Genomic DNA, 12,096 nt, shown 5'->3' with positions numbered 1-12,096 from the left:
TGGCTGACGGTGTCCGGACTATTGCCCAACTCGGATTTTGAAAGTACCGTCAGGGTCATAAGGGCTCGTGACGGTATTTTTATTCGTCTAAGTCATTGGAAATAAATCGTTTTCCATAGATGTGGGCCTCTGAAATGCCATGACGGTATTTTTGGAAGGAGGCGTGGAATGTTGACGGACCTTGCCATCAAGGCTCTGAAATCAAAGGATAAACCGTATAAGGTGGCAGACCGGGACGGAATGTACGTCCACGTCACGCCAACCGGCGGTCTCTCGTTTCGATTGGATTATCGTCTGAACGGGCGTCGGGAGACCGTGCACCTTGGCAAATATGGTCCCGCCGGCTTGTCTCTCGCCCGAGCGCGGGAGAAGTGCATCGACGCCAAGCGCGCCATTGGTGAAGGCATCTCTCCAGCGATCGAAAAGCAACGCGAAAAACGGCGCCTGAAGGAGGCCAAAAGCTTCGGTGAGTTCGGAGAAAAGTGGCTCACCGCGGCACCTATGGCTGACAGCACCCGCGCGATGCGTCGCTCGATCTTTGAGCGCGAACTTCTCCCGACATGGCGCAATCGGCTCCTAACCGAGATCACGCCGAACGATCTGCGGGCGCATTGCGCTGCTATCGTCGCTCGCGGTGCGCCGGCGACGGCCATCCATGTGCGGGATATTCTCAAGCAGATTTATGGATTCGCGATCCTGCACGGCGAGAAGCTTGCCAATCCGGCCGACGATGTCGGCCCATCTTCGATCGCTACATTCGCACCGAGAGACCGGTCTCTATCGCCATCCGAAATCCGGGTGATGCTCAAGCAGCTCGAGCATGTCGCGACCTTACCCACGATCCGCCTCGGGATGCGGCTTTACCTCCTGACGATGGTGCGCAAGAGCGAACTGCAGGACGCGATCTGGGATGAAGTTGATTTCGAGAACGCCGTGTGGACCATTCCAAAGGAGAGAATGAAGCGCTCCAAGGCGCATAACGTCTACCTGTCCAGCCAGGTGCTCGACATCATGATCGCGCTGAAGACGTGTGCGGGGAACTCAAAGTACCTTCTGCCATCGCGCTACGACGCGGACGCGCCAATGTCCCGCGCGACCTTCAACCGCGTGACCTACTCCGTTGTCGAAAGGGCAATGAAGGAGGGGCTGCCCCTGGAGCCGTTCACGGTCCACGATCTTCGTCGGACCGGATCCACACTGCTCAACGAACTTGGCTTCAACAGTGATTGGATCGAAAAGTGCCTGGCGCACGAGGACGGCCGTTCCTCACGCGGAGTCTACAACAAGGCCGAGTATTGTTCCCCGTCAGCACCTGTGTCCCAGATTTGAGGTTGTGAATTAAGGAGGGTTTTGATCTCGTCGTCACGACGAAGGAACCAAGATGAGCCCTAAATCCTCAAGTGCCAAGAAGCCTGCCGAGCAGGTGGTAAAGGACATTCGCCGGGCGACCCGGCGGCATTTTTCAGCGGAAGACAAGATCCGGATCGTGCTGGACGGGCTGCGCGGCGAAGACAGCATCGCCGAGCTGTGCCGCAAGGAAGGGATCGCGCAGAGCCTGTATTACACCTGGTCCAAGGAGTTCATGGAGGCCGGCAAGCGCCGATTGGCGGGTGATACCGCTCGTGCTGCCACCAGCGACGAGGTCAAGGATTTGCGCCGGGAGGCCGGCGCGCTGAAGGAATGCGTCGCTGATCTGACACTGGAAAACCGTCTGCTCAAAAAAAGCATGATCGCGGATGGGGACGAGCAAGAATGAGATATCCCGCATCCGAAAAGCTCGAGATCATCAGGATCGTCGAGCAGTCACACCTGCCAACCCGCAAAACGCTGGACCGACTGGGCATCCCGCGCCGGACCTTCTATCGCTGGTATGACCGTTATGTCGAGGGCGGGCCTGAGGCGCTGCAGGATCGGCCCTCGGCGCCGAGCCGGGTGTGGAACCGCATCCCGCCTGCCATCCATGACCAGATCATCGAACTGGCGCTGGAGCAGTCCGAGCTCTCCCCGCGCGAACTGGCAGTACGGTTCACCGACGAGACGCGCTACTTCGTGTCAGAAGCCAGCGTTTACCGGCTCCTCAAGGCCTACGATCTGATCACCAGCCCGGCCTATGTGGTGATCAAGGCGGCGAACGAGTTCCACACCAAGACGACGCGACCCAACGAGATGTGGCAGACGGACTTCACCTACTTCAAGATCATCGGCTGGGGCTGGATGTACCTGTCGACCGTGCTCGACGATTACTCCCGCTACATCATCGCCTGGAAACTGTGCAGCACCATGCGGGCCGAGGACGTCACCGACACGCTGGACATGGCACTTACTGCCTCAGGGTGCGACCAGGCCCATGTGCACCACAAGCCTCGGCTGCTCAGCGATAATGGCCCCAGCTACATCGCCGGCGAACTGGCGGACTATATCCAGGACCAACGCATGAGCCATGTCCGGGGCGCTCCAATGCATCCCCAGACCCAAGGCAAGATCGAGCGCTGGCACCAGACCCTCAAAAACCGAATCCTCTTGGAGAACTACTTTCTGCCCGGCGACCTTGAGGCCCAGATCGCAGCCTTCGTCGAACATTACAACCATCGACGCTACCACGAGAGCCTGGCCAACGTAACGCCAGCCGACGCCTACTTCGGCAGGGCCGCAGCCATTATCAAACAGCGAGAAATGGCCTGCTGCCGGTTTCGTGGACACCGAGATAAGGTGTTTAACGGAACTGGAGAGTGGGAATGCAGAGAAGGAAGTTCAGCCGCGAGTTCAAGCTTGAGGCGGTGAGATTGGTGAAGGATCGGGGCGTTGCGGTGGCGCAGGCGGCCCGTGATTTGGATCTCCATGAGAATGTGCTGCGCAAGTGGGTCCGCGAGACGAGCGCTGACCCGCAGCATGCCTTTCCCGGCCATGGTCAAATGAAGCCTGAGCAGCAGGAGATTGACCGGCTGCGTCGGGAAGTTACTAAGCTGAAGGCGGAGCGCGACATCCTAAAAAAGGCCGCAGCCTACTTCGCGAGGGATGCGATATGAGGTTCGCCTTTATCGCGAAGCACCGTTCGATCTGGCCGGTGGCATGGCTGTGCAATGCGCTGGATGTGTCGCGCTCAGGCTTCCATGCCTGGCTCAACCGCAGCCCCAGCGCCCGGTCCCAGCACGACGAGATGCTCGTTCCCAGGATCGACCGGAGCTTCAAGAGCAGCGACCGCACCTATGGCGCCCGTCGCGTCTGGCACGACGTCTTGGCTGAGGGAGTCTCCTGCGGTCTTCATCGCGTCGAGAGGCTCATGCGGGAGAACGGCTTGCGTGCCCGGCCTCGGCGCCGCGGGCTACCGAAGGACACTGGCGAGCGAGCCGCCGTGTCGGACAATCTCCTTGATCGCGCCTTCGAAGCTGCTGCTCCGAACCAGAAGTGGATTGCCGACTTCACCTACATCTGGACCGCCGAAGGATGGCTCTATGTTGCGGCGGTCGTCGACCTGTTCTCCAGGCGTGTCGTCGGCTGGGCGATGAAGGCCGAGATGACGGCCCAACTCGTCACCGACGCCCTAATCATGGCGATCTGGCGCCGAGGCAAGCCAGACAGCCTGCTCCATCATTCGGACCAGGGGTCGCAATATACGAGCGAGCAGTTCCAGCGCCTGATGGCCGATCACGGCATTACCTGCTCGATGAGCCGGTCCGGCAACGTCTGGGACAATGCTGCGATGGAGAGCTTCTTCTCGTCGCTCAAAACCGAGCGGACAGCCCGCAAGGTCTACAGGACGAGGGATCACGCCAAGGCAGATGTGTTCGATTACATCGAATGCTTATAGCGCGACGATCTGGATGAGACGTGAGCGGCGATCTGGATGAGATTCTCAGGTCGCGGTCACGTGCAAATTATCATGCTGATTGTCGCTGGCAAGGCCTTCATCTATTTCTGATTGCCGCTCCGCGACAAGTTCGTGTTTGTTCTTGATTGTCGCGTAAGAGGCTGGCCTGCCGCGCTGGCGTTTGGCTTCCATGGCGGATCTGCGCCGGTAGCTTTCGACGTTCATCTCGAAGATCGTTGCGTGGTGAACAAGTCGGTCCACTGCGGCGAGGGTCATGGCGGGGTCCGGAAAGATTCTGTTCCATTCTCCGAAGGGCTGATTGGCGGTGATCATGATGGAACGCCGCTCATATCTTGCGCAGATGAGTTCGAAGAGCACGCTCGTTTCGGCCTGGTCCTTGGTGACGTAGGCCAGATCGTCGAGGATGAGCAGATCGAACTTGTCGAGCTTGGCGATGGCGGCTTCGAGCTGCAGCTCTCGCCGCGCGATCTGGAGCTTCTGCACGAGATCGGTGGTTCGGGCGAACTGCACGCGCCAGCCGTTCTCAATGAGGGCGAGTCCGATCGCTGCCGCAAGATGCGACTTTCCGCCACCGGGTGGGCCGAACAACAGGATATTGGCGCCCTTGGCGAGCCAGCTGTCACCGGCGGTCATGGCCATGACCTGGGCCTTGGAGACCATGGGTACGGCGTCGAAGGCGAAGCTGTCGAGCGTCTTTCCGGGCGGCAGATGCGCTTCGGCCAGATGCCGTTCGATCCTGCGATGTGCCCGTTCGGCCAGCTCATGCTCGGCGATGGCCGAGAGGAACCGGGCGGCGGGCCACCCCTCTCTATCGGCCTGCTCGGCAAATTGCGCCCAGAGCGTCTTGATCGTCGGTAGCCGGAGTTCGTTGAGCATGATGCCGAGGCGGGCTTCGTCGATGGTGTGGGCGTTGCTCATGCGACGTCTCCCACATGGGTTGCCCCGATCAGGGCTTCATAGCCGTTAAGGGAAGCGAGTTGCACCAAGACGGTCGGCAGCCGTGCGGGGTCCGGGCCGAGGAGGGTTCGCAAGACGGCAATATCGGGCAGGTCGCCGGCGTCGAGGGTCTCGGTGAGTTGCTCGGCAAGCTCACGCTCGCAGCCTCGATCGTGGGCCAGCGCCAGCAGATCGACCATGATCTTGCACGCCTGCCTGTCCGGCAGCCGCTCAATGAGCTCGTCGAAGGCCCTGCGGTATTCCTGCCGCGGGAAGAGCTTGTCACGATAGACGAGATTAAGAAGCGCCATCGGCTTTTTGCGCAGGGAATGGATGACGTGCCGATAGTTGACGACCTGATCGTGCCTCCCGTCGGCATGGCCTCGGCCCCTGGGCAGCGTCATCAGCTTTGTTCCTCCCATAAAGACCTCGAGGCGATCATCGAACAGGCGGATGCGAAGCCGATGTCCGATCAGGCGGGAGGGAACGGTGTAGAAGACCTTGCGCAAGGTGAAGCCGCCGGTCCGCGACACGGTGACGACCACCTCCTCGAAGTCGCTGGTCCGCTGGTCTGGAAGTTCCTGCAGTTGAGGGCGTTCGGCATCGATGCGCTTGCCATGATTGGCGTTGTGCCGGCTGACGATCTCGTCGATGAAGGCTCGATACGCGCCGAGATCGTCGAAATTTCTGCTGCCGCGCATCAGAAGGGCGTCACGGATGGCATCCTTGAGATGGCCATGGCTGCTTTCGATCGAACCGTTCTCGTGCGCGATGCCCTTGTTGTTGCGGGTCGGCGTCATGCGGTAGTGCGCGCAAAGCTCTTCGTAGCGATACGTGAGATCCTCCTTCGCATCGGCGCTGAGGTTGCGGAAAGCCGCCGACAGGCTGTCGCTGCGATGATAGAGCGGCGCTCCCCCAAGCGACCACAGCGCGTTCTGCAGTCCTTCGGCCAGGGCCACGAAGCTCTCGCCGCCGAGAATGACATGGGTGTGTTCAAAGCCGGACCAGGCGAGCCGGAAGTGGTAGAGTAGATGATCAAGAGACTGGCCGGCGATCGACACGTCAAGGCTGCCCATGTCGGTAAAATCCGATAGCCCGAGTCGGCCGGGTTCGTGAAGCTGGCGGAAGATAACCTCCTGCTCTTCGCCGTGGATGGCACGCCATGACCGGATGCGCCGCTCCAGCGTTCGGCGAATGCCCGCGCTCAGTTCCGGGTGCCGCCGCAGCATCTCCTCATAGATGGCGACAACACGGATGCCTGGCGCCGCCTTCAAAAGGGGAACGACCTCGGCATCGAAGATATGCTCGAGAGGGTCAGGCCTCCGCCGGCCACGAGCCTTTTGCTTTTGCGATGGCAGGTGCGCGTCCGTCTTGATGCGATAGGCCGTCGCCCTGCTGATCGACGCCTTGGCGGCGGCGACCTCGATAGAATTGTTTTGTCGGTACTTCATAAAAAGCCTCGTCTGATGATCGGTTACATGGCGACCCGGCACAAAGATGGTTCTCCATTCCAGAAAACCACCAAGCTACCGGGCCGACCGCGATCATAAGACGCTGAAAAATTGCGCGGCGGCGGGGGTGTAACTCCGGTCGGGCTACGCCCTCCCTTCGTCACACCCCCGCCGCCGAGTCTCATCCTGATTGACGCTGAGTCTCACCTTGTTTGTCGCCGCGCAAATGCTTCTATAACCCTCGGCGAAGGCACTCGACGCTGGGCTATCTCAGCCCCAACGAGTTCGAGGAGCAAGCTATGCTAGCTTAACCGGGTGTCCGAAAAACCGGCAGCAGGCCAGACAGGTACATCCAGCCCCAGCCGATGATCTTGAAGTAGGTGAAGTCCGTCTGCCACATCTCGTTGGGTCGCGTCGTCTTGGTGTGGAACTCGTTCGCCGCCTTGATCACCACATAGGCCGGGCTGGTGATCAGATCGTAGGCCTTGAGGAGCCGGTAAACGCTGGCTTCTGACACGAAGTAGCGCGTCTCGTCGGTGAACCGTACTGCCAGTTCGCGCGGGGAGAGCTCGGACTGCTCCAGCGCCAGTTCGATGATCTGGTCATGGATGGCAGGCGGGATGCGGTTCCACACCCGGCTCGGCGCCGAGGGCCGATCCTGCAGCGCCTCAGGCCCGCCCTCGACATAACGGTCATACCAGCGATAGAAGGTCCGGCGCGGGATGCCCAGTCGGTCCAGCGTTTTGCGGGTTGGCAGGTGTGACTGCTCGACGATCCTGATGATCTCGAGCTTTTCGGATGCGGGATATCTCATTCTTGCTCGTCCCCATCCGCGATCATGCTTTTTTTGAGCAGACGGTTTTCCAGTGTCAGATCAGCGACGCATTCCTTCAGCGCGCCGGCCTCCCGGCGCAAATCCTTGACCTCGTCGCTGGTGGCAGCACGAGCGGTATCACCCGCCAATCGGCGCTTGCCGGCCTCCATGAACTCCTTGGACCAGGTGTAATACAGGCTCTGCGCGATCCCTTCCTTGCGGCACAGCTCGGCGATGCTGTCTTCGCCGCGCAGCCCGTCCAGCACGATCCGGATCTTGTCTTCCGCTGAAAAATGCCGCCGGGTCGCCCGGCGAATGTCCTTTACCACCTGCTCGGCAGGCTTCTTGGCACTTGAGGATTTAGGGCTCATCTTGGTTCCTTCGTCGTGACGACGAGATCAAAACCCTCCTTAATTCACAACCTCAAATCTGGGACACAGGTGCTGACGGGGAACAGAAGCTAACTTACCTAGCGGAATATTTTTCTTCGTCTGTGATCGTCATTTGCTCGCATATTGAGAGCATATGAGGATGGTTGCGGCTGCAAGGCCTGTGTCTACACAATTTCTAATGGCTGCCATTCTTACACAATCTTTACGCATCGTCAGAAGATAAGACGCCGATTTTACGCATTCACTCTTACTGATTGCGTGCATTGACCTTCAAAGCAGGGAGTGCACCCATGATAATTCAGTCGCCGTCGTTACATACGCAGCGTGTTTTGGAGCGTACTGCACGTAGTCGACCCGGTACAGGCGCCCTGCGATCTCTCCTGCTGCTTGGCGGCTGTAGCGTCCTCTTCGGTGTTGGAGTGGCCCACGCAGACCCTCTTCCCGCCCCGAGCTTTTCTGGTCCGCTCGTGCCGAATCCTAATCCGCTGTCGGTTGACGCGGGGCCGTTTGGGTCGGTTTCGGTCACCGGTCAGATCAGCGGGATCGGCGTGCTCCAGAGCCATGCAACGGACGCAGGTGGCATTGGTAACCGTGATGGGTTTGTGGATTTGAGCAATGCCCAAATCGAGATCCAGACAACACAGGGACCGTTGCAGTTCTACGTTCAGGCTGGCGCCTATTCATTGCCGTCACTGGGCTCGTCTTATCTGCAAGCGACAAAGGCGACAGACCAGTTATTCGGACCCGTTCCGGTAGCCTATGCCAAGGCGATGATCTCGCCGGAACTGTCGGTCATGGTTGGTCTTCTGCCGACCATGGTGGGTGCGGAGTCGACCTTTACTTTCCAGAATATCAACATTGAGCGCGGACTGCTTTGGAACCAGGAGCCGGCAATTAGTCGTGGGGTACAGATCAACTATGCGCACGGTCCACTCAGCGCTGCGGTATCGCTAAACGACGGCTATTATTCGGGCAAACTGAACTGGTTCTCGAGCACGCTATCCTATGCGATCGACTCGTCGAATTCGATCAGCATTGTGGGTGCGGGCAGCCTGTCGCGGAACGACAAGTTTTCGACAGCGACGCCGCTAGCGCAGAATAACAGCAACATCTTCAATCTGATTTATAGCTACAACAGCGGTCCGCTTACGCTCACGCCGTATCTACAATACAGCCATGTCGGGCGCGATGACCGGCTCGGGATCAACCGCTCGGCTGACACTTATGGCGGTGCGCTTCTCGTCAAGTATGCGCTGAACAAGGAATGGTCGCTCGGTGCGCGTGCCGAATATCTCAAGACGATCGGTGGGGTTTGCGGCATGGACTCCAACTGCACGCCGACGAACTTGCTCTACGGCGCAAGGAGCGACGCCTGGTCGCTGACTGTCACACCGACTTACCAGAAGGGCGTGTTCTTTGCGCGCGGCGAGTTGTCCTACACGCAGATTGGCCGTCTGGAAGCCGGCTATGGCTTTGGCCGCGATTTGAATCAACGCGATCAGGTTCGCGCGTTGGTGGAGACCGGCATTCTCTTCTGACGTGATTGGGGCGGCGCGGTTGGGAAGCCGCGTCACCCTCGTATGGGGGCTATCCGACGTGCTTCAGTCGAGTCTCCCCAGACGCTTCTCTCAATATCGCAGAACCGCGAAACGCCACCGCGGCCTAGCGCCAAGACCCAGAGCGTCCGGTATTCCACCTCCGTCAGCGCGATCTCGCGGCCTCTGACATGAGCGTGAGGCTGACGCAGATCAAGGCGGAGAGCGCTTTCGCCATCTGGAATAGCCAGGCCGTACTGTCGCCAGACGAGCCGGAACAGCAGTCCAGTACGCGCTATTAGATCGGACTCCAAGAACGGCGCCTCAAGGCAGTCGACCCCAGAGTCAACTACGCGCGCGACTGTGTCTGAATCGCCGTCCTGCAGAACGAACAACACCGGCAGTTCAGGCCGAACGTCACGGACGGCAGCACACCACAACAGCTCTTGTCGGCGGCCCGACAACACCGCGACATCGTATTGATGTTGGGCGAGCGCTCCCATTGCCGCCTGCAGTTCGACAAAGGTAGCGACTGTCCGTCGTCAGATCATTTGGCTCAGATTGGATCGCAGATTAGCGGAGTGTCGGCCTCATCTTGGGGTTGATGTTAAGCGGCGATCTTGCGGTGCTGCAAGCGCCGATGTTGGATGGTTTGGCGTTTGATCCTTTCTCGCTGTTTGATAATGGCTGCGGCCCTGCCGAAGTAGGCGTCGGCTGGCGTTACGTTGGCCAGGCTCTCGTGGTAGCGTCGATGGTTGTAATGTTCGACGAAGGCTGCGATCTGGGCCTCAAGGTCGCCGGGCAGAAAGTAGTTCTCCAAGAGGATTCGGTTTTTGAGGGTCTGGTGCCAGCGCTCGATCTTGCCTTGGGTCTGGGGATGCATTGGAGCGCCCCGGACATGGCTCATGCGTTGGTCCTGGATATAGTCCGCCAGTTCGCCGGCGATGTAGCTGGGGCCATTATCGCTGAGCAGCCGAGGCTTGTGGTGCACATGGGCCTGGTCGCACCCTGAGGCAGTAAGTGCCATGTCCAGCGTGTCGGTGACGTCCTCGGCCCGCATGGTGCTGCACAGTTTCCAGGCGATGATGTAGCGGGAGTAATCGTCGAGCACGGTCGACAGGTACATCCATCCCCCAGCCGATGATCTTGAAGTAGGTGAAGTCCGTCTGCCACATCTCGTTGGGTCGCGTCGTCTTGGTGTGGAACTCGTTCGCCGCCTTGATCACCACATAGGCCGGGCTGGTGATCAGATCGTAGGCCTTGAGGAGCCGGTAAACGCTGGCTTCTGACACGAAGTAGCGCGTCTCGTCGGTGAACCGTACTGCCAGTTCGCGCGGGGAGAGCTCGGACTGCTCCAGCGCCAGTTCGATGATCTGGTCATGGATGGCAGGCGGGATGCGGTTCCACACCCGGCTCGGCGCCGAGGGCCGATCCTGCAGCGCCTCAGGCCCGCCCTCGACATAACGGTCATACCAGCGATAGAAGGTCCGGCGCGGGATGCCCAGTCGGTCCAGCGTTTTGCGGGTTGGCAGGTGTGACTGCTCGACGATCCTGATGATCTCGAGCTTTTCGGATGCGGGATATCTCATTCTTGCTCGTCCCCATCCGCGATCATGCTTTTTTTGAGCAGACGGTTTTCCAGTGTCAGATCAGCGACGCATTCCTTCAGCGCGCCGGCCTCCCGGCGCAAATCCTTGACCTCGTCGCTGGTGGCAGCACGAGCGGTATCACCCGCCAATCGGCGCTTGCCGGCCTCCATGAACTCCTTGGACCAGGTGTAATACAGGCTCTGCGCGATCCCTTCCTTGCGGCACAGCTCGGCGATGCTGTCTTCGCCGCGCAGCCCGTCCAGCACGATCCGGATCTTGTCTTCCGCTGAAAAATGCCGCCGGGTCGCCCGGCGAATGTCCTTTACCACCTGCTCGGCAGGCTTCTTGGCACTTGAGGATTTAGGGCTCATCTTGGTTCCTTCGTCGTGACGACGAGATCAAAACCCTCCTTAATTCACAACCTCAAATCTGGGACACAGGTGCTGACGGGGAACAGGTAGCGACCTTGTAACCGGCACGTTGCAAGGTGCGTGCGATATAGCGCCGGCTGCCTGCATCAGGTGCAATAACCGGGATTGCGGCGTGTCCATCCAGAGCAACCTGTGGCCATCGGTACACAACACACTCGTCTTCGAATCCGCCGCTTTGTGTGGTGATGATCGGATCGGCCGCAGACGTAGCGGCTGTTGGCAGGTTGCTCGGCAGTTCGGTAAGCGGAAGATCGAAGAGGCCATCACAGGATCTGCTGCGAGACATCGGCTGTTGTCGCTTTTGCAATTACGCCAACACCCTGAGTACGGCCGAGCAGATCAGCATCAGGAGGAGCATGGCGAATCCATGATCCCAGATGCACAAGCTTGCGGGAGGAATTGGCCGTTGGATGAAGAGAGCGGCGCCAAATACGAGCAGCACTGAAAATCCGAACATCAGATGGATCAAGGATAGAAAGAGGATCAGTCTACGCTGATCAATGATCAGCGTAGGGGCGCTGAACAGAACAACGAAAGCGACGTGACTTCCAAACAACCGTAAATGTTTACGCGAGCGCTGATCGGGATCACGTAGCACCTTGAGCCAACGACATTGACCGTGCTCGTGCTGCATGGAAGGACGGTTAACACGGCAATATCAGGATAGCGTAAGGTTTGGGTTGCCCCTGTAAGAACCGTATAGGGATAGCTCCACAGCTCTACCGAAGATTCACCCTCACGGCGGCGGAAAATTTGATGCGATCTTTATTCGAGGATCGATACACACAGAAATATTTCCTCAATCGCGATCAACCGAACCATGCTTTCCCGCCTCAATGTCGAATCCCGCCTGACGATCCGTCGCTTTTCCACGAAGCTTGCGATTTCGGCCGTGATCGGAACATACGGCAAGGTTGGCTATCTTACGGCTGCCTCTTTCTGGATCGGACTCTATTCCGCATTTTGCGTCTTCTTTGCCCTGATCCTCAAAGAGCGTTTTTTGCAACGGGACGGATTCAACCATTGGGACGAAGCCTTGTGGCTACTGCTCGTTGCCCTTGGCCTGCATACCGCTAATAGCTTCATACGTTGAGGCGCCGCAGGTGCTTGTTCACTAAT

Annotated in this window: 7 protein-coding genes and 4 pseudogenes; 7 read left to right on the top strand and 4 right to left on the bottom strand. The window is 59.0% G+C overall.

The features are described 5' to 3' along the window. Positions 1-168 precede the first annotated feature (168 nt). The 3 genes and pseudogenes from LGH82_RS13095 to LGH82_RS13085 all read left to right on the top strand — a co-directional run. Positions 169-1,296: pseudogene (locus LGH82_RS13095) on the top strand (tyrosine-type recombinase/integrase); the annotation flags it as partial. 85 nt (positions 1,297-1,381) lie between these two features. Beyond that, positions 1,382-2,781 (top strand): IS3 family transposase gene (locus LGH82_RS13090; protein WP_227348857.1). Its coding sequence is split into 2 segments (ribosomal slippage): positions 1,382-1,718 and positions 1,718-2,781, totalling 1,401 coding nucleotides; the frame shifts between segments, so codons are not numbered across the junction. After that, positions 2,736-3,808, top strand: a protein-coding gene (locus LGH82_RS13085; protein ID WP_227348856.1) for an IS3 family transposase whose coding sequence is annotated in 2 segments (ribosomal slippage) — positions 2,736-2,985 and positions 2,985-3,808 — 1,074 coding nt in all. Because the reading frame shifts where the segments join, the coding sequence is not laid out codon by codon here. Before LGH82_RS13090 ends, LGH82_RS13085 begins: the two co-directional genes overlap by 46 nt. 45 nt (positions 3,809-3,853) lie before the next feature. Here the strand turns inward: LGH82_RS13085 and istB are convergent. Then, positions 3,854-4,747 carry an IS21-like element helper ATPase IstB gene (gene istB / locus LGH82_RS13080; RefSeq protein ID WP_227344001.1) on the bottom strand — a complete coding sequence of 298 codons (894 nt, stop codon included), beginning with the start codon at positions 4,745-4,747 and terminating at the stop codon, positions 3,854-3,856. Then, a complete protein-coding gene (gene istA, locus LGH82_RS13075; protein ID WP_227348855.1) occupies positions 4,744-6,216 on the bottom strand; it encodes an IS21 family transposase in 1,473 nt (490 codons plus the stop codon). Before istA ends, istB begins: the two co-directional genes overlap by 4 nt. A gap of 230 nt (positions 6,217-6,446) precedes the next feature. Here istA and LGH82_RS33655 point away from each other — a divergent pair. Next, positions 6,447-6,527, top strand: a pseudogene (locus tag LGH82_RS33655) (IS3 family transposase); the annotation flags it as partial. A gap of 11 nt (positions 6,528-6,538) precedes the next feature. Here LGH82_RS33655 and LGH82_RS13070 read toward each other — a convergent pair. After that, positions 6,539-7,401 (bottom strand): annotated as a pseudogene (locus tag LGH82_RS13070) (transposase); the annotation flags it as partial. Between the two features lie 311 nt (positions 7,402-7,712). On the opposite strand from LGH82_RS13070, the gene LGH82_RS13065 reads away from it, so the two are divergent. Next, positions 7,713-8,960, top strand: a complete 1,248-nt coding sequence (locus tag LGH82_RS13065; protein WP_227348854.1) for an outer membrane beta-barrel protein — start codon at positions 7,713-7,715, stop codon at positions 8,958-8,960. Between the two features lie 604 nt (positions 8,961-9,564). On the opposite strand, the pseudogene LGH82_RS13060 reads toward LGH82_RS13065, so the two are convergent. After that, positions 9,565-10,917 (bottom strand): annotated as a pseudogene (locus LGH82_RS13060) (IS3 family transposase). A 172-nt stretch (positions 10,918-11,089) separates the two neighbouring features. On the opposite strand from LGH82_RS13060, the gene LGH82_RS13055 reads away from it, so the two are divergent. Continuing rightward, positions 11,090-11,422 carry a hypothetical protein gene (locus LGH82_RS13055; RefSeq protein ID WP_227348853.1) on the top strand — a complete coding sequence of 111 codons (333 nt, stop codon included), beginning with the start codon at positions 11,090-11,092 and terminating at the stop codon, positions 11,420-11,422. 375 nt (positions 11,423-11,797) lie between these two features. Next, a complete protein-coding gene (locus tag LGH82_RS13050; protein ID WP_227348852.1) occupies positions 11,798-12,070 on the top strand; it encodes a hypothetical protein in 273 nt (90 codons plus the stop codon). The last annotated feature ends 26 nt before the right edge of the window (positions 12,071-12,096 follow it).

This window comes from Mesorhizobium sp. PAMC28654 (assembly GCF_020616515.1).
GTDB lineage: Bacteria > Pseudomonadota > Alphaproteobacteria > Rhizobiales > Rhizobiaceae > Mesorhizobium.
This window is presented reverse-complemented; position numbering and strand designations above follow the sequence as displayed.

Coding starts and splice junctions, on each gene's coding strand:
- LGH82_RS13050 (WP_227348852.1), top strand. CDS start 11,798: ATGCTTTCCCGCCTCAATGTCGAATCCCGCCTGACGATCCGTCGCTTT.
- istB (WP_227344001.1), bottom strand. CDS start 4,747: ATGAGCAACGCCCACACCATCGACGAAGCCCGCCTCGGCATCATGCTC.
- LGH82_RS13065 (WP_227348854.1), top strand. CDS start 7,713: ATGATAATTCAGTCGCCGTCGTTACATACGCAGCGTGTTTTGGAGCGT.
- istA (WP_227348855.1), bottom strand. CDS start 6,216: ATGAAGTACCGACAAAACAATTCTATCGAGGTCGCCGCCGCCAAGGCG.